Annotated in this window: 16 protein-coding genes; 5 read left to right on the forward strand and 11 right to left on the reverse strand. The window is 48.3% G+C overall.

The annotated features are described in order from the left end of the window. Positions 1-7: 7 nt before the first annotated feature. The 7 genes from BLU99_RS10990 to BLU99_RS11020 all read right to left on the reverse strand — a co-directional run bounded on the left by BLU99_RS10990 (position 8) and on the right by BLU99_RS11020 (position 10,840). The gene (locus tag BLU99_RS10990) at positions 8-2,425 is read right to left on the reverse strand and encodes an FtsX-like permease family protein (protein ID WP_091902098.1); all 2,418 of its coding nucleotides are present in this window, start codon (positions 2,423-2,425) and stop codon (positions 8-10) included. A 156-nt stretch (positions 2,426-2,581) separates the two neighbouring features. Then, positions 2,582-3,319, reverse strand: a complete 738-nt coding sequence (locus BLU99_RS10995) for a porin family protein (RefSeq protein ID WP_091902100.1) — start codon at positions 3,317-3,319, stop codon at positions 2,582-2,584. 140 nt (positions 3,320-3,459) lie between these two features. Next, the gene (locus BLU99_RS11000) at positions 3,460-5,502 is read right to left on the reverse strand and encodes a TonB-dependent receptor (protein ID WP_091902102.1); all 2,043 of its coding nucleotides are present in this window, start codon (positions 5,500-5,502) and stop codon (positions 3,460-3,462) included. Between the two features lie 98 nt (positions 5,503-5,600). Next, positions 5,601-6,287 (reverse strand): helix-turn-helix domain-containing protein, encoded by a 687-nt coding sequence (locus tag BLU99_RS11005; protein ID WP_091902104.1) that lies wholly within the window; start codon positions 6,285-6,287, stop codon positions 5,601-5,603. A 46-nt stretch (positions 6,288-6,333) separates the two neighbouring features. After that, positions 6,334-8,172 carry a MutS-related protein gene (locus BLU99_RS11010; protein WP_091902106.1) on the reverse strand — a complete coding sequence of 613 codons (1,839 nt, stop codon included), beginning with the start codon at positions 8,170-8,172 and terminating at the stop codon, positions 6,334-6,336. A 73-nt stretch (positions 8,173-8,245) separates the two neighbouring features. After that, entirely contained in the window at positions 8,246-9,499 is a 1,254-nt protein-coding gene (locus tag BLU99_RS11015; RefSeq protein ID WP_091902108.1) for an efflux RND transporter periplasmic adaptor subunit, read from the reverse strand. A gap of 12 nt (positions 9,500-9,511) precedes the next feature. Continuing rightward, entirely contained in the window at positions 9,512-10,840 is a 1,329-nt protein-coding gene (locus BLU99_RS11020; protein ID WP_091902110.1) for a TolC family protein, read from the reverse strand. A 218-nt stretch (positions 10,841-11,058) separates the two neighbouring features. Here BLU99_RS11020 and BLU99_RS11025 point away from each other — a divergent pair, with 218 nt between their 5' ends. From BLU99_RS11025 to BLU99_RS11035, 3 genes are read left to right on the forward strand one after another with little or no spacing between them, the layout of a single operon-like run. Next, positions 11,059-12,081 carry a YqiA/YcfP family alpha/beta fold hydrolase gene (locus tag BLU99_RS11025; RefSeq protein ID WP_091902112.1) on the forward strand — a complete coding sequence of 341 codons (1,023 nt, stop codon included), beginning with the start codon at positions 11,059-11,061 and terminating at the stop codon, positions 12,079-12,081. Beyond that, entirely contained in the window at positions 12,078-13,421 is a 1,344-nt protein-coding gene (locus BLU99_RS11030; RefSeq protein WP_091902113.1) for a sigma-54-dependent transcriptional regulator, read from the forward strand. Before BLU99_RS11025 ends, BLU99_RS11030 begins: the two co-directional genes overlap by 4 nt. Then, positions 13,418-14,668, forward strand: coding sequence for a sensor histidine kinase (locus tag BLU99_RS11035; RefSeq protein WP_091902115.1), 1,251 nt, complete (start codon positions 13,418-13,420; stop codon positions 14,666-14,668). The genes BLU99_RS11030 and BLU99_RS11035 overlap by 4 nt, the downstream gene beginning before the upstream one ends. Here BLU99_RS11035 and ald read toward each other — a convergent pair. From ald to BLU99_RS11055, 4 genes are all read right to left on the reverse strand, one after another. Beyond that, entirely contained in the window at positions 14,663-15,769 is a 1,107-nt protein-coding gene (gene ald / locus BLU99_RS11040) for an alanine dehydrogenase (RefSeq protein ID WP_091902261.1), read from the reverse strand. The genes BLU99_RS11035 and ald overlap by 6 nt on opposite strands. A 113-nt stretch (positions 15,770-15,882) precedes the next feature. Then, positions 15,883-18,879, reverse strand: a complete 2,997-nt coding sequence (locus BLU99_RS11045) for a PEP/pyruvate-binding domain-containing protein (RefSeq protein WP_091902262.1) — start codon at positions 18,877-18,879, stop codon at positions 15,883-15,885. A gap of 143 nt (positions 18,880-19,022) precedes the next feature. Continuing rightward, the gene (locus BLU99_RS11050; protein WP_144006146.1) at positions 19,023-19,595 is read right to left on the reverse strand and encodes a hypothetical protein; all 573 of its coding nucleotides are present in this window, start codon (positions 19,593-19,595) and stop codon (positions 19,023-19,025) included. A 7-nt stretch (positions 19,596-19,602) separates the two neighbouring features. Continuing rightward, entirely contained in the window at positions 19,603-20,415 is an 813-nt protein-coding gene (locus tag BLU99_RS11055; protein ID WP_176771129.1) for a carboxypeptidase-like regulatory domain-containing protein, read from the reverse strand. A 273-nt stretch (positions 20,416-20,688) separates the two neighbouring features. Here BLU99_RS11055 and BLU99_RS11060 point away from each other — a divergent pair, with 273 nt between their 5' ends. Then, positions 20,689-21,210: a sigma-70 family RNA polymerase sigma factor gene (locus BLU99_RS11060; RefSeq protein WP_091902121.1), complete on the forward strand. Its 522-nt coding sequence runs from the start codon at positions 20,689-20,691 to the stop codon at positions 21,208-21,210. After that, positions 21,207-21,794, forward strand: coding sequence for a DUF4974 domain-containing protein (locus tag BLU99_RS11065; RefSeq protein ID WP_091902123.1), 588 nt, complete (start codon positions 21,207-21,209; stop codon positions 21,792-21,794). The genes BLU99_RS11060 and BLU99_RS11065 overlap by 4 nt, the downstream gene beginning before the upstream one ends. Positions 21,795-21,802: the final 8 nt, after the last annotated feature.

The following is a 21,802-nucleotide window of genomic DNA, read 5'->3' on the forward strand; positions in this document are numbered from 1 at the left end:
TATTATTTTATTCTGTTTTCAGATAATCTACAGGGTTACTATTGGCAATCTTATAACAATTGGCTACGACCACGATCACAATTACGATCAAGAGAACGAGGATACATAGCAAGAAATAGATCGGATTCAGCGACACTCTCTCAGAGAACGTCTGTAACCATTCTTTAGCAATATAATAAGCGATTACCGCTCCCATGACGAGTGCCGGTAGTGCCACCACCGTCACGTCCTTGATGAACATCCGTAGGACGTTGGTCAACGTGGCGCCGTTCACCTTACGGATAGCGATCTCCTTACGTCGGCGATTGACCTCGTCGATGACATAACCGATAAGTCCAATCAGCGAGATTAACAGAATCATCAAGCCACAGATCATCACGCCCTTACGGAAGTGGTTCTGAACAGTATACTGTTCCCACACATAGAAGCTATAGGCCGTCACGTCAACCTCATGATTCGGGTAGAGTTCCTCCAGACGATGTTTCACCGTCTCGATGTTCTCAGGTGTCAGCTTGTGGAATTTGACCATCTGATGCGTTGCTCCATTGCTTGAATAGAAGAGCACGCTTGGGCGCTGATCGGTATACATCAGCGAACCAATACGATAGTTTCTATACACACCACAGATCGTGTGGAAGACATCGCCACTGGTTAGTACATTGTCGTTGGCCAATGCCGCAGGACTCATGTTATGCTCCGTTATAGAGATCCGCTTGCCAACGATACTACCCGTCCAACCAACAGTTTTCTTCATTTTTTCTACAAAGCGCTCATCGACCATCACCTCGTGGAGAGAGTCGCTATGTGCCGTGAAGCCACGACCTTCTACGATGGGGATGTTCATCAACTGGAAATAATTGTCGGTGACTTCGTACTGATCGGCCACGTTGAAGAGTTCCTGGGCTTCACCAGGCAGATATATGTTATTGCCACTGGCTCCATGGATAGGCAAGCTATGAGCCGACGAGACCATCTCTACCTCAGGCATCTTACGGAGTTCGGTCTCTGCTCTCTTACGTGCGGCTCTATCAACACCATTGACTGTTACCACGGCCAGATTCTCGTAGTCGTAACCGGGATGATCGTTTACCATCATCTGATACTGACGATGCACCACCATCAGCAGACAGAACAACAGACCAACTGCTAGGAACTCGAAAGCCAACAGACCAAGTTTCCAACGATGCTTCGCCTCACTCACCCCACGGAAGGCTGCCGTCACGGGAATCCGTGCATAAAGCCAACCCGGTAGCACGCCACCAACGAGGATCACCACAAGAACCATCAGTCCCAACAGCCATGCACCACGGTTGAATATCAGTACCTTAAGCGGCGCTGAGATCAACTCCTCAACCGTACCCTTACAGAGAAAAAGTAATAAGGCAGCTACACCAATGCCAAGTACCACATGGACTATAGCCTCTGTCAACACAATCGCGTGGACGTTCTTCGGGGTTGCACCATAGCACTTCCTGACAGCCATTTCACGGAAGCGTCCGACCATATTACCAATCACGATGAGCAGGTAGTTCATCACCGTTGAGAACAGAAGGATGACCGCCAATAGCGACATGATCCAGCACATACGCTTCACAATATCCGATTGACGATAGGCATCCGAGATCTGGGTAAAACTGAAATCCATATCTACGCCCGCCTTCTTTGCTTCGGCAAACTCTCCATGAGCATCTTTCATCTTCTGTATATTCGGCTTCAGATCCTCGGGCTTCACACCTGACTGCAAACGAACATAGGAATGAAAACGGTCTGCTCCAATCCACATATTGCTAAAATCCCTACTGGCCTTGAAGGTATCAAAAGCAAGTATCACGTCTATCCCATGGAAGGACGAGCCGTAGGGGAAGTCCTCATAGACCCCGCCTATCGTCAGGTAATCCTCCTTTTTATTCTTATTGGTCAGATGCTTGCCAACAACATTTCCACCGCCTATCTTCTCGGCAAACGAGCGACTGACGACGCAATGCATTGGAGTGTCAAGCGACTTCTTGAGATCGCCATGCACAACACGATTGCCAAACACGTCAAAGAAGCCAGGATCTGCAATCGGGATGGTGAGCTTAAACTCTTTCTCATCATCGGTTATGAAGTACATGTCGTAGATTGCATCACCTATCTTTGTGGCAGCCTCGATCTGAGGACAGTTATCTTTCAATCCTTTGGCGATAGCGCCCGAGGTCTGGGGATACTCCTTATACTCCCCGTCATGAACAATCATCTCATTAACGAGGTATGTCCTCTCATGATTCGGGAACCATGTATCATACGTCTGTTCGTAATACACCTCGGCTATTATCACGGCACCCATCGCCATGCCGGCACCAAGACAAAGGATTTTCACGATGTTGTGCCGTCCCTTACGAGGGATATTCAGCACGGCCATTTTTAAATTCTGTAATAGTTTCATCTTTATCGTTACGTTTCTTTTCTTAACACTCTATCAAACGCCGTGCCAGAAACGTAACACACTGATAATCAACATGCGGTATAATTGACAGGCCAAAAACATGTCCAGAAATTAGACACTTGCTGTCTAACTTCTGGACAAAAAAACATAAAGCCATCAGAACTGATAGCCGAGAGAGAGTCCTACTGTAAAATTCTTGGGATGACGACCAAACATCAATGAGGTCAGGACATTGGCGACAGGATTTCCCATAAAGCCAGACCTACAGAGTGGTGTAAGACCATAAAAGAGATTCACACCTACTATAACATGGTTGAGCGTCAGATCGATGCCCTCTGCAACCCCCACATCCCAACGATTAAGTTTCGGATAGTCCACATGACGTTTCTCCTTATCGTAGGCATTACCATAGAAGTCGCATGACTTACTGAAGTGGTTCGCCTTGAAGGTCTCCTTGGCATCTGTGTTCATGACCTCCATGGTAGTCTTCGCATTCAAGCCGTACGCCACATAAGGTCCAAACTTAAATGTGACAAAACACTCCTTTCCTATACGCAAGCGGACCGCCAACGGCACAGGAAGTTCCAGATAATGTAACCGGGTACTATATTTTGCTTCCAGAATCTGTTCGCTACCATAATAGCCATCAAATGTCCACCCCTTCTGTGAGAACAGAAGAGAGGGTTGGATACGTAAGACGCCATCTTCTCTCAAAGCGATATCAGCCGTACCTCCGAGATGATATCCAAACTGGGTATCGATATTGGTCACGCCACCAATGATGGTGGCACAGTCACCTCCGCCCCTCACCTGCCAGTTAACATCCTGGGCTTTCACCACAAGGCCAACACACACCAACACCAGTCCCAACAGACCAACTCTCAATTTATTCATAATGCCTTTATTAACTACTTTTCTTACTAGAACCAAGCATGACAGGATTTCTTGCAAGATTATCCGTTAATTATCCTTAACTCCCCATGCCTCGCTCTCATCAGCCGAGCACTGACAGGAGTAAAAACCCTCGCATAGAATTAGTCGTTTTGCAAGATACCAGTATCTGTATCACGATGGTTCATCGTACGCTGGATATCCCGGTACTTACGACCAGACGAGATGGTCCATGAGAGGTTAAAGGTGATCATATTACCAAAGTCGCGGTTATGCATCGTTATCTCTTTCCGGATATAGCGATTGAACACTTCGGTCTTGTTGGAGAGTGGGCGCTTACAGAAGGGATGCTGGACATAAAGTGAGAGCGTAAGTTGACTGAGGCGGTATGAGGCTGTAAAATACCACGCGGGCGCTTGATGTCCCCGATGCTCCCCTTCCATGAAGTTCCACCCATTATCCACATCGGCCGTCAATGTCCACTGGCCCAAATAGGCCTCAAGACCGGCACCGCCGTTGAAGGTGGTATAGGTATGGCAATAGTCGTCGGTGAAGTTGAAGAAACGATAGAGTCCTCCATAGATAGTAGCAGAAAGGATTTCCGGCACCACATCCCAACGGTTATAATCCTGGATGAAAAAGAAACTGCATGAGTTGTCTGCGTTTGTCTGCGTCTGATAGAAATGACCATCCCGACGGGTATATCGTTCCATATTACAGTTGGCATTCAGACGATAATAGCCCTGCAGTTCCGTTGTCAGACGCGGTGTCGAATAAGTCAGACGCAGATCATGGGCCATCACACGATTCGGGCGGATGTCTGGATTGCCGACAAGTGTCTCCAAGGCATTCTGTTTGATGCTCACATCGCTCACAAGGGCTATCTGTGAGACATGCTGTGACATCACGAAGTCATATTTTACCTTGAGACCACTCATCAATGGATAGGCCACAGTAAGTTTCGGCCGGAACAACCAGAAACGTTGGTCGTTCGTGCCCTGCCGGTAATAACGGGTGCTCGCGCCAAGGCCTGCCATATAACCGAGTTTACCAAGATGACCTTTCAACTGACCGAAGAGATAGATACCTGAAGAACGCATATCGTTCAAGGCTTCGGTATCACCTACATACCGGTTGTGGACATTTTTTTGCTCGTACTGTATACCCGCAGAAAGAGTGAAGGGCTTCAAGCGGTTCTCGTAAATAGCCTCGCCCCAAAGACTATAAGTCTGTCCCTGTACCGTATAGTGGTAATCGCCGCCCTCGTTTCTCTCGGCATATTGATCACTATCAATATAGGTGCCTACGACATTGGCTGTTAACGACTGTTGATGGGCAAAGTCACGGTGAAGATAGAGATCAAGCACAGGAGAGGTAGTACACGAAGATGAATGTTCATCGTAAATACCATTTCCTGTCTGCATACGGCTATAGTCTCTATGGGGACTGATGTCTCGTTGAAGACTGAGTTTCGTTTGGAACACATAATCGGAGTCGCTCAGGTTGTAATTCAACTGGGTTTGATGACGCAAGCTCTTGTTCTGCCCCGCCAGCTGCTGGCGATGAATCTGTCGACATTCTCCCGACTCCAGTTCATAGGTCGCTAGCTCTTTATACTTTATCCCTTTGAAATTCTGATATTTCAATGAATAGCTGGCTCCAAGCTCGCTTTTGCCGCTGTTCACCTTTCCATAGACGTTCTCATTGCCATTCACCGTGGTAAGCGTATTCGTCAGGTCGGAACCTACCACATAGCCACTAACAGGTTTCTTCACAATGAAGTTCACCACACAGGCGATACCCTCTCCATAACGCACTCCGGGATTATCTAGATACTCAACACGCTCCACCGTCCTCACATCAAGCGACAGCAAGTCTTCCTGTGACGCAATCATATCATTGATACGCACCTGAACAGATCCTGTATTATTTAATGCCGTGATGGTATGCATCGTCGGGTCGATACGGAGATGGGACAATGCGAGCTTCGACAGCAGAGAATAACCATTGGTCGATCCCGCAATCTGTTGACGCGTAGGATAGAACCATTGGCCGTCCGTACGCTGTACCATCCGGGCACCCTGCACGGTCACCTCTTTCAACTCAATTTCTTTCGCTTTTTCCTCATTCTGTGCCGTGATGGTCAGTACGACCGTCAACAGAGGTAAAAAAAGTAATCTCTTCATATGCTTCACTGTTTTTTCCAGCAAAGGTATGAAGAGATTGTCTCTTAAGGGAAGAATCTGTCTGACATTTGTCTGACATTTACATGACAATCCAGCAACTATCTGACTTTCAATTCATAGGCACGTCCCCTTTCGGCCTCGATCTTCAGGTCTGAATGCTGTTCGAGGACGGGTTTAAGACGACGTACAAGGGTGTAGAGCGTCTCACTGGCATCCTCCTTCTTCGGCCAAAGGGTATCACAGATCTCCGTCTTCGAGAGCGTATGACCAGGAGCACGGAAGAAGAGTTCCATCAACTGCTGCTGCATCGGCGTCAGTCTGATACGCTCACCTACTTGGTTGAGGAAATGTCCGTCAGTCTCAGAATAAGTGATTCCGCCATAGCAGACTATAGGTTGAGACTGTATGGAGACCGGTTGTCTGCGATACAGACAGAACATACCCCATAGCAATGTCAACGTCCACAGCACCGTCGTCGGTCTCTGCTCCGATATAGAGAAGATGGTTGCCACCGAGCATCGGGCCTTCGGACAAAACCCCTTCTGACAGGTATCCACAGCCAACAGGGCCTTACCTCGCAGTTGTGAAATCTGCAAGTAACTATTGAACACCTGAATTGTGTCGCTACTGATAACATCGCTCCCCTGCGCTGCCAATGTCTTAGTCAGCGCCGTTTTCATATCATTCTCTACCAGACGCTCCGTCGCCCGATAACTACTGAAACTCGTCAACCCTGTCACCACGATCAGGGCAAAGAGAATAATTACTGCATGCTTCTGTGTCATCCTTTTATATCATAGATATGATGAATCATCGTTTCCTTGGTCTACCTTATACCTGTTCGATCCGCCAGAGGCCTTGCTCTTGCAATATATTCTTTAGCAAATACGTGGCGTTCTGATTGCGGGCAACCCCTTCGGTAATATGATAGGTATAGGTAATCTCATCGGAGAGCTGGATCTCAAAACAGAAGTTGTGGAAGCGCCCAGACTGACAGTCGGCCATCCGTGACAGTTCAAGGTCATGGGTAGCAACGATGCCTGTGACGGGGAGATCTGAGATTGACTGGAGGAACAGACGTGATCCGTTAAGTTTGTCAAGTGAGTTTGTACCTTTAAGGATCTCATCGAGGATGATAAGAGTATGATGATTCTGTTTACAATACCTTATCAGTTGCTGCAAACGTATCAACTCAGCATTGAAATAGGAGATGCCATGTGTCAGGTCGTCTGTCGTTCGCATGCTACTGAACAACGAGAATACCGACACCCTCAGCTGTTTAGCAAACACGGGCATTCCACATACAGCAAGGATATAGTTCACACCGATCGTGCGGAGGAAGGTACTTTTCCCCGCCATATTCGCACCTGTGATGATATAGTAATGACCATCACTCAGGTTAAAGTCGTTCGCAACAGCCTGACCACCGAGGAACGGATGCGAAATACTCTCTGCTTCATAAATCACCTTGTCAGATTCTACAATCTCTGCATCTATTGCCGATGGTTCGTTGTAACGAAATGTCGCCATAGACACCAAAGCATCGAAATGACTCACGGCACTAATCCAATCTTCTATCCGGAAAAGATCATGCTCCCGCCAACGAAGGAAGCGCCGTACCAGAAAATAGTCGGAACAAGCAAAGGCATCAGTCAGGAAGAGTCCCAGTTGGTTGCCTCGTCGATCCAGTCCGTCAAGGATACTTTGTAACTCCGCAAATGAGGTCAGCGCTCCATGCCCTTCTCCTCTCAACTCAGCAACAATATCCTTGTTCACCTTACTCTTTAGGTCGGAGTGGACAATGAGCAAGATCAGTGCGATATACTTGCTCAACTGTTGATGGATCTTGTTGACTGCCTTATCGGCCTCTCTCAACGTCCGAACATGAAGGACATAGACGATACAGAACTGAGCCACCATCCAGATAATCGGGATTTTTGCAGCAATGGTTCCAAGACCAGCCAATACGATGGACAGAAGGAGTCCTGCAATAGCCACGCATACAACCAGCCATGAGATTAACGACTGGGGCCATCTAGGCAGGCGCACCTTCCCTATCCCCTGCAGGGCTTTCAACACCTCGTCTGTGTTGATAACCGACTGCTGACCGTACGACAAGAAACGGGTACGCAAAGGTTCTGCCTCCGCCAACTCACGGATAGCCTCCCGTTTGTCTGATATCTGTTGACAAGACCAGTCATCCTGTTCATTCTTGAATTCACTAGCCAACCAGTCGCTACCCCCTGTCGTGATTGTGCGGTTAACGCGGTTGAATAACGAGTCACGCCCGAAAACATCCAGATCGAACGAATATGGATGCTGAGGATCAACATAGTCCTCTCCATCACCAAACACACTGAAATTCTTATCCAGATAAGCGAGTTCTTTCTGATAGACCCGATGGGTATTCTCCAATCTCTCCGTTCGGTCACTATTTCTTACATCCTGCCTGCGGATTACGATATACGCCATCAGCATCAGCACTGCCAGATACAAACAGGTGTACCCCGTATCTGTAGAGAGATATGCCACGACCGACACTATTATCAAGGCAAACGACACCAGTTCTGCGATGACGAATGTCGTGTTCCTTTTCCTAAGTCTCCGTATCTCTACAGCCAGATTCTCCGCCTGTTGCTGGTAGAACTGCTTTCTTTGCTCTTTGTCCATATTACAGACAAAGGTAATTATTTCCTCCGAAACATCTGCCCGGCATTAGGATAAGATACCGTTCTTTAACAATCTATTGCAGTTTGAGGATCTCGTTGTCCTTGTAAGCCTCGTAACCGCTGACAATCACCTTTTCACCAGGCTCCAGACCTTCGAGTACCTCATAGTACTGCGGGTTCTGTCGACCGATACGGATATTGCGACGGTAGGCACGCTCACCACTCCTGTCAAGCACGAAAATCCACTGTCCGCCTGTGACGCTATAAAAGGTTCCTTTGGGAATTATAAGGGCTTTCTTCGAGGCACCAAGCTGCAGGTCGACATAGTAGGTCTGCCCCGTACGGATATTCTTCGGGCGTTCACCATCAAAGACGAAGTCAACCTTAAAGTGTCCTTCACGCACCTCTGGGTATACTTTACGAACTTTCAGAGTATAACGCTTACCCTGTTGTTCGAAGGTGGCAGTGAGTCCTTGATGCACGCGGTCGATATAATGCTCGTCGACTTTCGCCTGCACTTTATAGTCAGAGAGATCGTTAACAACACCTATTTTCTGTCCTGGCTGAATATTCTGACCAAGCTCCACATCAAGCAAGCCCACCTCACCCGAGATCTGAGAGCGGATATTCAGATGCTCCTTACGCTCCCGAACCAACAACACATTCTTACGCATGGCATCAAGATTGTCCTGCATCTGATCCACCTGCGCTTTGCGGAACTTGTCGTCCTCAGCCAGTCGTCGGGTAATCAACTGGTGTTTCTTCTGCGAGAGCTCATAGTCCTCTTGTGATTTCAGATAGTCTTCCTTGGCCGTCAGCCGTTCGTCATACAACCGCTTTTGTTGATTATACTCACGTTGTTTGCGCTGCATATCCATCTCCAAGGAGAGTTTCTCATTCTGATTGTTCAACCGGTCCTGTTCCATCGAAATCTGTGTATTACGGAGCATATTCTGTTTCTCAGCCAACTCGCTCTCCGCCTGTAAGATCTGTAGGTCGAGGTTGGAGTTAGACAGACGCACAAGGATATCACCCTTATTCACATGAGCCCCCTCTTCCACGACACGCTCCGTCACGATGCCTCCCTCTTCAGGAGACAACTGTACGACCTGAATCGGCGCCACCTGTCCGTCAAGCGATACATAATCGTTAAACTGTTCGTTCTTCACCTCACCAATGCCTAGTCCGCGGCGATCAACTTTCAGCACCGAAGTATAGTTGCTGATGCCGAGCCATGCCAATAGAATCACGAACACCATTCCGCCAATGGCATAAGGCCCATACTTCTTGATGTAGAATCGTCTGTTTTTCTCAATAATCTTATCCATATCTGTTATTCTTTATATTCCTTCACCTTTATAATAGTTCACAAGTTTACGTTTGATAATATACATCATCTGCATCTGGAGCAGACGGATGCGGGAGTCGAGCAACGTATTCGACGAGGTACGTAGTTCAAAGGTTGAGAGCATACCTTCCTCGTACTTGCGATAGGAGAGATGATAGGCGAGAGAGTCGCTTTCAACCTTACGTGCCATCTTCTCCACCTCCTTCGCATATCCCTCACAATCGAGTACAGCCTGAGTGATATCATCGTGGAGCTGACGCATCGTCTCTTCACGTTCAAGCTGAGCAAGTTCAATATTCCGCTTCGCTTTACGCACATTCTTATATCGTGAGAACTCGAAAAGCGGCAATGATAGGGATGCCGCTAACCCCTCACCAACGTTATCCCAGAACTGCGTATGAAAGGGCGGGGCGGAGCCTCCACCAGAGATATTACGGAAATAGCCGGTGGAGACAGATGCCTGAAGGGAAAGAGATGGCAACAACCGCCCTTTTGCAATTATATGATCGAATTCAGCCTTGCGGACATTCATCTGAGCCGACACAGCTTTCGGGTTGTTCTGCAAGGCATAGGTATAAATATCATCAGAGATGCGAGGAACCTCTACTTCCCCAGAAGGGTGATACGACACCGCCAGACTGTCGTCCACAGGATAATTCATCACACTCTTCAAGGCAAGCATTGCGGTCTGGAATTGGTTCCGGCTATGTGTCAGGTTATAGTCATCCTCTGCCACCTGCGACTCAACCAATGCCACATCGGGCAGACTCTTGATGCCCAACTCCTCCATACGTTTCGTCTTCATCAGCAGACGGGTGCTCTCATCGTACTTCTCGCTGGCCAACTCCACACATCGCTGTGCATAGACGACATCCACGAATTTCTGCATCACCTCGATGGCTTTATCGTCACTCGCCTGCTGCAACTGAGTCTGTCCTTGTCGGCGAAGCAGTTTCGCCTGCCGGAATCGGTTAATAGTCTGTCCGCCGTCGAACACAGTAAGAGTGGCATAAAGACTATAGTAATTATTAAATGTGGTATAGTTATTGTAAATATTCGTTTCCGGATCGATATTACGCCCCCAGGAATACTGTCCGTTCACGTTACCCGTCACAGAGGGAAGGAAGTCACTCAACACGGTCTGCACTTCGGTTTTGGCAATTTTTTCCTCCATGACCTTCCGCCGTACATTGGTAGAATGAACGATGGCATAGCGGATACAATCATCCATCGTCCAACTCTTCTCACTTGACTCTGTCTGGGCATGACCCGATGCGATCATGGTCATCATAACAGACAAAACGATTATCTTTTTTCTCATATTGTTTCTTTTCTGTTTATACTATCAAAAGCCATGCCAAACAAGACGCTACACTGATATTCAGGCATTTACAAAATTCCGTCATCTTTTTGATGTCCAATAATTGGACACGTGCCGTCTAAATTCTGGACATCGTGAAAGAAAATACGCCCTTAGTCTCCCTTTATTCGTAAAATCTTCGTAACTTTGCGACATCAGTTGCAAACTATCATGATTTAATGGAACAGATAAACCAATATATCAAACAGTTTCCCGAGCTGATGAAAGGGAAGAAGATACTATATGTCCATGGTTTCGGAAGCAGTGGACAGTCTGGGACTGTCGACCGTATCCGTGAGGTTCTGCCCCATGCGATGGTCATCGCGCCTGACCTGCCGATCCGTCCACAGGAAGCAATAGACTTGCTACGTCGTATCTGCACCACCGAACAGCCAGACCTCATCATCGGCACCTCCATGGGCGGCATGTATACGGAGATGCTCTACGGCTACGACCGCATCCTTGTAAACCCCGCCCTGCAGATGGGTGACACGATGAAAGACCATGGAATGATCGGAGCACAACATTTCTCCAATCCCAGACAGGATGGAGTGCAGGATTTCATCGTCACTAAGGCTCTGGTAAAAGAATATAAAGAGATGACCGAACATTGTTTCGAGGGAATCACCCCCGAGGAACAGAGACATGTCTGGGGCCTCTTTGGCGACGAGGACACCACGGTGAACACTTATGACTTGTTCCACGCGCACTACAACACAGCCATCCGATTCCACGGAGAGCATCGTATGAACGACAACTCGTTCATGCATGCCGTCATACCTGTGATTCGTTGGATAGACGACCAACAGGAAGGACGTGAACGTCCGATTGTCTACATTGACGTGAACACGCTCATCGAGAAATGGCAAGGCGTTGGCGAGCCGATATCGAGAATGAAACCACAAAGTTCATCGCAGAAAGCTGTCCGACTGCTACTTGAGAACTACCAGTTGTTCTTTGTGTCTCCAGCCCCAGTAGAATCTCCCTACTATACTGAGATCAACCAATGGCTTTACCAATATATTAATGTACCAGCATATGGACATACCGTTTTTACCAATCAGAAGCATCTGCTCTACGGCGACTACCTGATAGATGCGGAAAAGACTGAAGGTATGGCGACACTGATCCAGTTCGGTTCAGACACATTCAAGACTTGGGATCATATTATTGACTTTTTTACCAGACTTAAAGGACAATGAAGAAGAAAGGAACATTACTCATCGTCGATGATAACCGTAACATCCTTACCACTGTTAAAATGCTGCTTGAAGATACCTTCCAAAACATCTTCATGCTGGCCAACCCTAATGCGATACCCGCAACACTCAGAGAGAAGCATCCCGACGTAGTACTACTCGACATGAATTTCCGTAGCGGCATCAACACAGGTAATGAAGGACTCTACTGGCTCCGTGAGATCAAGAAATTACAACCCGACACGCAGGTGGTCCTTTTCACGGCCTATGCAGACATCGAACTCGCCGTAAACGGACTGAAGGAAGGAGCCGCAGATTTCATTGTCAAGCCTTTCGATAATGCCAAGATGATACAAACACTTAGCGACGCTTATGCCAAGACCGCTCACACCCCACAGATCTCAGTCGTCAAGCATCAGAGTCAGATGTACTGGGGCGAGAGCGAAACGATGCAACAACTCCGTATCATGGTTGAGAAAGTCGCCATCACTGATGCGAATATCCTCATCACCGGCGAAAATGGAACAGGTAAGGAGATGTTGGCCAACGAGATCCATAGACTCTCTGCGCGTAATGGTGGACCGATGATGCCAATCGACATGGGTGCCATTACGGAGACCTTGTTTGAAGGTGAGTTGTTCGGACATATGAAGGGGGCCTATACCGACGCACATACTGATCAGCCAGGTAAATTTGAGCAGGCAGAGGGCGGCACGCTCTTCCTCGATGAGATAGGAAACCTCTCGTATGCCTTACAGGCCAAACTGCTGACCACCATCCAACGCCGCACCGTCGTGCGCCTTGGTAGCACGAAAGAGATTCCCATCAACGTACGTCTTATATGCGCCACCAACCGTGACCTACCGGAGATGGTACGTCAACAACAATTCCGCGAGGATCTGCTCTACCGAATCAACACTATCCACTTAAGACTTCCTGCCCTACGGGAACGTCGAAAAGATATCGTTCCTTTAGCAAAGTTGTTTCTCCAGAAATATGCTGAGCAATATAATAAGAACGACATCTCTTTTGATAAGGATGCAGAGGAGAAGTTGACTAATCACTATTGGTCGGGAAATATCCGTGAGCTTCAGCATACTATTGAGAAGACGGTCATTCTCTGTGACCACCCCGTCATTGCATCTGCCGACATCGAACTGATCGGACCATCCGAGAAAGTCGGACTATCAGGGGAGGGTGTTCCTCAGACCCTCGAGGAGATGGAACGCGAGCAGATAGCCCGAGCTATCCGCGAATGCGAAGGCAACCTCTCCTTCGTTGCCAACCGGCTGGGCATCTCCCGACAGACACTTTACAACAAGATTAAACGATACGGCCTATGATCATCACGATTGTCCTCGCCGTCCTGTGTCTGATCCTTGTCATCATGCTGCGCCATGAACGACAGCAAAGTACCAAGAAGACGAACTTCCTTCTTGACGCGATTTCAGCGGGCGACTATTCCTTTAAATTCTTGGAGAAACAACGAATAGGCGACTCCATATTAAGACTAGGCGGATCTTCCTCTCGTGAGATCGGCATGAATGCAGCCCTCAACCGCATTACTCGAATCATGCAAGATGCACGAACCGAGGCACTAGAACGTGAAAAGTATTATGAACTGATTATCAATCAGGTGAACACGGGCATCATTGTTGTCGACGAGAAAGGGAATATCCTTCAGAGCAACCACGAGGCACTGCGCTTATTAGGGATGGAGATCCTGACGCACACCAAACAACTCTCCCGTATCGGAGAACAGATAGAGAAAGTTATCAGCACCATCCAACCAGGTGAGAAGTCTCATGCCACGTTCCTTAACGAGCGCGGGAATGTAGAACTGAGCATCCGTGCCTCTTCTGCCACCATCAAAGGGAAACAAGTGCGTATCATCGCCCTCAACGACATCAACTCAGAGATGGACGACAATCAGATGGAGTCATGGAACAAACTCATCCGAGTACTCACCCATGAGATTATGAACACCGTCACACCAATCACCAGCCTCAGCGAGACACTACTTGGAAAAATCGCAGATGGCGAGGTAAAAGACGGATTAGAGGTCATCCACACCACTAGTGCCGGTCTGACGGCCTTCGTGGAGAACTACAGACGACTCACCCATATCCCGACTCCACAGCCAAGCCTATTCTATGTCAAACAATTCGCAGAACGGATGCGGCACATTGCTCAGGAACAGACTGGCGCTCAGAATATCGACATTTCCATCGACACCGAGCCACTGGACCTACTGGTCTATGCAGACGAGGGGCTCATCGGCCATGTGGTCACCAATTTATTCAAGAATGCCATCCAAGCCATCACCACCTCGGGCGAAGGATCTCATATCTGGCTTCATGCTTACAGCAACCAAGACGATGCTGTTGTTATCGACATCGCCAACGACGGCCCACTGATACCACAGGATGTTGCCGAACATATCTTCGTACCTTTCTTCACTACTAAGGAAAAAGGATCTGGTATAGGCCTCAGCATCTCCCGTCAGATTATGAAACTGAGCGGCGGCACGCTGACACTCAAGAGTGATAGTACGCACCGCCGCACAACCTTCTCACTTACATTCCTATAAGACGATTGGTTCGTAGGGCAGGCCGAACACATCGGCTACAGCCTTATAGGTAACCTTTCCGTTCACTACGTTTAGTCCTTTTGCCAATGCCGAATCATCCTTGCAGGCCTGTCGCCAACCTTTGTCGGCAAGAGCGAGCGCGTAACGCAACGTAGCATTCGTCAGAGCCAATGTCGAGGTATGAGACACTGCGCCAGGGATGTTTGCCACGCAATAGTGCACAATACCCTCCTCCACATAGACAGGATCGCTGTGGGTTGTTGGACGGGAACTCTCGAAACAACCGCCCTGGTCGATGGCCACATCGACAAGCACCGTTCCCGGTTCCATCAGTCGGAGCATATCCCTTGTTATCAGATGCGGGGTCTTGTCGCCCGGCACTAACACTGAGCCCACGACGATATCAACCGTCGGCAACAACTGACGGATATGATGTTCCGACGAATAGAGCGTGTGCACATTGGAAGGGGTTTCAAGATCAAGTTGACGCAGACGAGGCAGCGAGATATCGGCAATCGTCACGTCAGCACCAAGACCGGCAGCCATCAGTGCAGCCGCTTCACCGACGATACCACCACCAAGCACCAACACCTTTGCAGGCGACACACCGGGAACGCCACTGATCAGTTTACCCTTGCCACCTTTTGTCTTTTGCAGGTAATAGGCACCATTGAGGGTTGCCATACGTCCTGCCACCTCACTCATTGGCTGCAACAAGGGCAGTGAACCGTTCGGTAACTGCACGGTCTCATATGCCAGACAGACGGCACCGCTCTTCAACATAGCATCCGTCAGCTCCTTCTCACATGCGAAATGGAAATAGGTGAAGAGTAGCTGCCCCGGTTTCACAAGTCCATATTCAGGTTCAATAGGCTCTTTCACCTTCACAATCATGTCGGCTTCACGATACACCGCCTCTATCGTCGGCAGGATCCGTGCACCGGCAGCCACATAGTCGTCATCAGAGAAACCACTGCCTTCACCGGCCGTGTGCTGCACACTCACCTCGTGACCGCGACGTGCCAGTTCGGCCACACCGGCCGGTGTCATTCCCACGCGGTTCTCATTGTCCTTGATCTCCTTTGGAATTCCTACTTTCATATCTTTACGATTTTTGTTAAACACTCTATTCTGGGTGTAAAGATACGAAAAATATTCATATATTGTTCTTAAGAAGAAAAAAATTCCCTGCTTTTGCCAAGCAGGGAATTCTTTTATTCCGGCAGTAGGACAACGCCGTGTTGTTTCTTACCGTCCATCATAATCTTCAGCGGACAATCGAAACGCACATGACGCACATATTCCGTCTCTTCTACGGCAGGCATGGCATCAAGTACCTCCTTCTGGAACACGCCGTTACCCGTGTAGGTATTAATGGTGAAATAGCCGACACCAAAAGATGTGAGGTTCTGGAAAAAGTGTGTCCCTTGAGAAGGATCGACATGGTAGTTCTTCAAACCCGACTCCACGATAACACGAGCAGCAGAAATATGCGGCCACTTTACGGGGATACCCAGCCAGTAGTCGCTGGATCCCCAACGCCCCGGCCCAATCAGCACATAGTTCTTCCCCTCATTCAGGAACTTACGGTTGATCTGTTCTATATGGTCGGCTATGATTGGATTATTGACAGCCGTAAAGTCGTCATCGGTTTTTACATAGACCACATCCACTACATCCTCCGAGATACCATGCCCAAGCGAGTTATTCGAGCGGAGCAGGCAGCGTTCATCGGAAATCTGCAACAGATCCTCGTCAAGCATCTGCTTACTATCAACAATCGGGCGGATCTGTAGCAGGTAGAATTCTCCGGTACGATCGTTGTTCAGATTACATGCGAACTCAATCTCAACAGGTCGGCGCATCTCCTCAGAACCGAACTTCTGCACCATCTGGAGCAGTTCAGGCAGGGGGAACACCCCGTGTTGAAGGAGTCCGCAGAAGGAGATAATCTTACGCCCCCCCTCATAGATACCATCACGGATTACCTGATCTACCGGATCAAAGGTCGAGGCAATAAAAGTCAACGAGCCATCAGCATCAGCCTGCTTCACACGAAGCTTTTTGATATTGAAACCATCGTCAACCTTAAAATCATCGCCGACATGATTCATATCGAGGGCATAAAAGCGCGTCTGCGTCTCACTCAGTGCAGTTTCCATCTCGCTCGTCTGTAATACCTGAGTCGGATGGTAAGGCGAAACGCGCAAGGTCTGTCCGCCATCCACAATATACTTACCTAGTCCAAGGGCCAAAGATGCGATACCCTCCTCAGCCGTCTCTTCACCAATAGGATAGTAATTGAGTGAGCGGAGCACTCCCGAAAAGTTCGGATAGTAGAGGTCACCATATTGCTTGCCCACCACCTCTTGGAGGATCACCGCCATCTTTTCTTGATCGATAACGTTCTGTGTTGCGAGCATATAGGCTTTTGAGTCCTTATAGTAGACAGAGGCATAGACACCCTTGATGGCACAGGCCAACATCCTCAGCATCTCATACTTATCATCGAGATAAGGAATCATATAAGTAGAATAGATGCCAGCAAACGGCTGGTAGTGAGAGTCTTCAAGCAACGACGACGAACGCACGGCTATCGGTGACTTCACAGCATCGAAGAACGTAAAGAAGTCGGCAATCAAAGAATCAGGTAACTGAGCTTTCATAAACTGCTGCAATATCTCGTCATCAGACGCATCACTCAAAGCGATGGGATAGAGGTTGTTCTTCTCCATGAACTCATCAAAGAAATCGGTACAAAGTACTACTGTCTTCGGTATCGACACGCTCGCGTTCTCATACTGGTTAAGTTCCGGATGGCGTTTGATGATATTATCAAGGAAAGCCAGACCACGTCCCTTACCACCTAAGGAGCCTTCACCGATACGGGCAAAATGAGCATAGCGGTCGAACTTCAAACGGTCAAACACGGCTACCACACCGATATTCTTCATACGACGATACTGTACGATGGCGTCGAAGATAATCTTCCTATGGGCATCGACATCCTGCAGTTTATGCCAGGTAACATGCTTCAGGAAGGCCGAGACAGGGAAGATAGCACGGGCACAGAGCCAGCGACTCATATGGTTCCGCGACACATGGTAGAGCATCGAGTCACGCGGAATCTTGAAGATATTGTCCTGTAACTCTTTCAGTGAGGACACTCGGGCCACCTCCTCCTTCGTTTTCGGATCGCGGAAGATGAAATCACCGAATCCCATATGCTCCTCCATCAGCTTATGTAGGTCGACGTTCATCTTCGTCGAGTTCTTGTCAATGAAATGGAAGCCCTCAGCCTCAGCCCTGGCACGGTTAATGGTCTCCGACGAGTCGAGGATCAGCGGAACATACTCGTCGCGGCGACGTATCTCCCTCAACAACTTCAGTCCAGCCTCTGCGTCACCCTCCTCCACATGAGAGAGCCGACCCGGCACGCTCTTCATCGGGAACCGAGTATCACTGATGACACCAAGGGTATTCTCATGATATTTCTCAAACAGCGCCATCGCCTCCTCATAGTTCGTGGCCAGCACCACCTTCGGACGCCCACGTTTGCGCTGGGCGGCGGCATGGGGGTTCAGGGCCTCGGTAGAGAAGCGCTTGCTCTGTGCAAGGATATAGTTATAGAGGTTCGGAAGTACCGAGGAGTAGAAGCGGATATTATCCTCCACAAGCAGGATCATCTGCACACCAGCCTCCTTGATATCGTGCTCGATGTTCATCTTGTCCTCGATCAGCTTGATGATCGACATGATGAGGTTGGTATTACCAAGCCAACAGAACACGTAGTCGAACACCGACATATCCTCATTCTCGATACGTTTCGTGATACCATGCGAGAAAGGTGTCAGTACCACGCACGGGATATCCGGATGTGCAGCCTTTACCTCACGTGCCACGGTAAACGCATCGTTATCGGCATTACCTGGCATACAGATCACCAGATCGATATCCGTCGTCTGCAGTACCTCGTTGGCCTCCTCGGTCGTAGATACCTGCGTAAACGTGGGCGGATAGCGCATACCCAGTTCCATATACTCGTCAAAGATCTTCTCGTCGACTCGTCCGTCATCCTCCAACATAAAGGCGTCATAGGGATTGGCGACGATCAGTACATTGAAGATACGCCTCGTCATCAGGTTGACGAACGACACATCTTTCAAATAGAATTTATTCCACTCCTGTGGTATTTTGATTTCTTCGTCCATATCGCTCCAAAACATTCTGATGACAATGATACAGAGTTTTCTCGCCATCTTTGATGGCAAAGGTACGGAAAAACGAGAGAAATACAAAAGGAAAACATGTTTTTCTTTATATTCTCGAACGCAGAGTAACTTCCGGGCACTCCTTATTTACTGGCTATGCCAAGTGAGTCCCACTTCTCTTGAAGCAACTGTTCCTGCCTACGAACCTCCTTCAAGGCTCGTTTCCTACGAGCTCGTTCCTCAACAGATTTACGAAGAGTAGCATCATAAAGAAAGCCTATAAGAGCGACAGGATTGATGCCCTGCGGTACAAACTTCGGCAACTTGTCACGCTCTAGCTGCTGCGGTGAAGGTGTCATCATACTAGACATCCGCTCGTCAAACCGACGGTGCCCGTAGATGACTACCTCTTTCAAAGCATTGACATTCGGAATAAGGAAGATGGTATCGCTCTTCAACTCCGATGTGAGCACATAGCGTTTCACGTAGTCTGGATGGACAAACGTGATCCGCTTGTAACCATCACGAAGCGTGAACGTGCCATCCCAACGGCTTTTTGTCTCTTGTTGATTGTCGGTATAGATTTTGATGTCACGGACAGGAACATGCGACTCCATGTTCGCCACGACCAGCTGGCGCTGAGCCATCACTTTATGCGCCAACACAAAGAGGAACATCACATATAAAGGACGCGCCAACATTGATACAAATGCCATACAACAATTATTCTACTTCGTAGCCCTTGATCTGAATGGCCGGACAGATGGGGAGTTTCTTGGTCTTTCCCTTAACGGCATTACGATAAAGGCCGTTCTTCAAGTAACCTTTCATATACAGATATCCTTCTCCGTCGCTATCCACAACTGCAATACTGAGATAATAGTCGGTCTTGGGTTTCAACACAATATTTTCTTCTGGTCGGATATCCAAAGTGTGTGCCCCTGCCTCTTGCCTGATAATCTCATAGATTGGCTTCTGATGAATATTCACGAGCTGTCCGCCTTTTCTCTCATAGATGTTGACACTCAGCGTGCACTGTTTGTAGCTTAAGCCAGAGACATTTACCAGGATGTCGCTAATTACATAGCTCTTACTACAAGAGAAGGTGGGACCGCCCTCTGGACCGTCTGCAATGCCTCGCCCTGAGATGCCAAAGACCCCAGGAGCAGGAATACCCTTGCCTACGATGGTCTTGGGCTTGTTCTTCTTCCCGATGACCACCTCGGTCAGCTCCACGACTCTGTCTTTCAGCACAACTGTCAATTCCTTACCACCGGCATACTCCTGATAGGGGACATCTGTCGTCTGGTAAGACACATGACTAAACGACAGATCTTTGGTCCTACCCTTGGGGATCTGCAGCGTAAAATATCCTTTGGCATCTGAGATCGTACCCACGCTATCCTCCTCAAAGCCGATACTAACATACTCGATGCTCTCCCCCCGTTCATTCACTACATGTCCCTTGACAGTAGTCTGAGCAAGACATACCGTCTGCATGACAACCGTCAGGAACAGTACGCCTAATTTTCTCATGCCTAATTTTCTCATATAAAGTCTGTTATAGTTTAATTCGACCGCAAAGATAACGTCTTCGTTCTAATCTGCAGTTCTTTTTTAACATCTTGCCATAAAATCTAACATAATTAACCTTTTAAAGGGTAATAAAAAATTATCAAACAATAACGAATTTTATCTAACCACAGGCGTTATTCTATCTTTTTTTGTATTTTTGCATCATAATCCGTCATAAGGGGGTGATGATTTCCCCCACTCGTCTGTATATAAGATAAAAAAGCGACGAAAAAGATGCAAGAAAAGACAGTCGACCTTTGGTCGCCCGCAAGGCGAGAACAACAGTTTGAGCAACTCTTCTATTCGGAGTACGACAGGATGTACCGAGCAGCTCACATCCTATTGGGCAACGAAGACGAGGCGAAAGATGTCGTACAGGACGTCTTCGTCCAGCTATGGACAGGTACCAGTCCACTGCGTAAGGAGTCCATCACCGCGTTCCTGCTTACTTGCGTCCGAAATCGCTGCCTCAACATCATTGCACACCGTCAGACAGAACAGAAGGCCATGCAACTGCTGACTCCCGAGACCGTCGATGAGGGCAGCCACGATGACGAGCTCGTCGAGGTCATCAAGACCTACATCGACGAACAGCTGACCCCTCAGACCAGTCGCATCATCCAGATGCGCTACTACGAGGAGCAGTCGTACAAGGAGATTTCCCAGTCTCTCGGCGTCAGCCTCTCTGCCATCAACAAGCACATTGTGCAAGGAATGAGGAAGTTACGTTCAACCTTTAAAAACAAGGAAGCATGAAAGAAGAAGAACAACTGCGGATGCTCCTGCACCCCGAGAAGTATACAGACGAACAACTCGCCCAGATGCTGGATGAGACCAGAGTTGACATTCCTGACACCAACAAGGAATGGCAAAGACTTACAGGAAGAATAAAGGAAGAGGAAAGAAGTCCCTTCAGCTCTCCTACCCTCCGACTATTCACCCCCACCAAGAAGATCGCGGCCATCTTCATCGGACTGCTGATGCTCTCAGGCATCACCTATGCCGCCATTCATATCGTCAGAACCATCGACTCCAAGCCACAGACAGCCATCACAGAACGCAAGCCCGACGTGAAGAAGATCGAAAAGGTATATGGTGGTACCATTGCTCCGACACAGAAGACACCTGTCATATATAATAATGTGGAACTGGGTCAGATCATGCAGTATATCGCCGACGGATACGACGTCAAGGTGGAATTCAAGAATGAAGCCGCCCGTACCATTCGTTTCTATCTGCAATGGGAAGCAGACGACACCCTGCAGGATATCATTAAAAAGATCAACCACTTTGAGAAAGTCACCTTGACACTCAACGAGGATACTATCACCATCGAATAGAATACCAC

The organism is Prevotella sp. lc2012 (assembly GCF_900107065.1).
Classification (GTDB): Bacteria; Bacteroidota; Bacteroidia; order Bacteroidales; family Bacteroidaceae; genus Prevotella.

Bases quoted from the DNA above. Each gene is read 5' to 3' on its own strand.
- BLU99_RS11065 (WP_091902123.1), top strand. From the start codon at position 21,207: ATGAAAGAAGAAGAACAACTGCGGATGCTCCTGCACCCCGAGAAGTAT.
- BLU99_RS11050 (WP_144006146.1), bottom strand. From the start codon at position 19,595: ATGGCATTTGTATCAATGTTGGCGCGTCCTTTATATGTGATGTTCCTC.
- BLU99_RS11025 (WP_091902112.1), top strand. From the start codon at position 11,059: ATGGAACAGATAAACCAATATATCAAACAGTTTCCCGAGCTGATGAAA.
- BLU99_RS11030 (WP_091902113.1), top strand. From the start codon at position 12,078: ATGAAGAAGAAAGGAACATTACTCATCGTCGATGATAACCGTAACATC.
- BLU99_RS11000 (WP_091902102.1), bottom strand. From the start codon at position 5,502: ATGAAGAGATTACTTTTTTTACCTCTGTTGACGGTCGTACTGACCATC.
- ald (WP_091902261.1), bottom strand. From the start codon at position 15,769: ATGAAAGTAGGAATTCCAAAGGAGATCAAGGACAATGAGAACCGCGTG.
- BLU99_RS11015 (WP_091902108.1), bottom strand. From the start codon at position 9,499: ATGGATAAGATTATTGAGAAAAACAGACGATTCTACATCAAGAAGTAT.
- BLU99_RS11055 (WP_176771129.1), bottom strand. From the start codon at position 20,415: ATGAGAAAATTAGGCGTACTGTTCCTGACGGTTGTCATGCAGACGGTA.
- BLU99_RS11035 (WP_091902115.1), top strand. From the start codon at position 13,418: ATGATCATCACGATTGTCCTCGCCGTCCTGTGTCTGATCCTTGTCATC.
- BLU99_RS11010 (WP_091902106.1), bottom strand. From the start codon at position 8,172: ATGGACAAAGAGCAAAGAAAGCAGTTCTACCAGCAACAGGCGGAGAAT.
- BLU99_RS11060 (WP_091902121.1), top strand. From the start codon at position 20,689: ATGCAAGAAAAGACAGTCGACCTTTGGTCGCCCGCAAGGCGAGAACAA.
- BLU99_RS11045 (WP_091902262.1), bottom strand. From the start codon at position 18,879: ATGGACGAAGAAATCAAAATACCACAGGAGTGGAATAAATTCTATTTG.
- BLU99_RS10990 (WP_091902098.1), bottom strand. From the start codon at position 2,425: ATGAAACTATTACAGAATTTAAAAATGGCCGTGCTGAATATCCCTCGT.
- BLU99_RS10995 (WP_091902100.1), bottom strand. From the start codon at position 3,319: ATGAATAAATTGAGAGTTGGTCTGTTGGGACTGGTGTTGGTGTGTGTT.
- BLU99_RS11005 (WP_091902104.1), bottom strand. From the start codon at position 6,287: ATGACACAGAAGCATGCAGTAATTATTCTCTTTGCCCTGATCGTGGTG.
- BLU99_RS11020 (WP_091902110.1), bottom strand. From the start codon at position 10,840: ATGAGAAAAAAGATAATCGTTTTGTCTGTTATGATGACCATGATCGCA.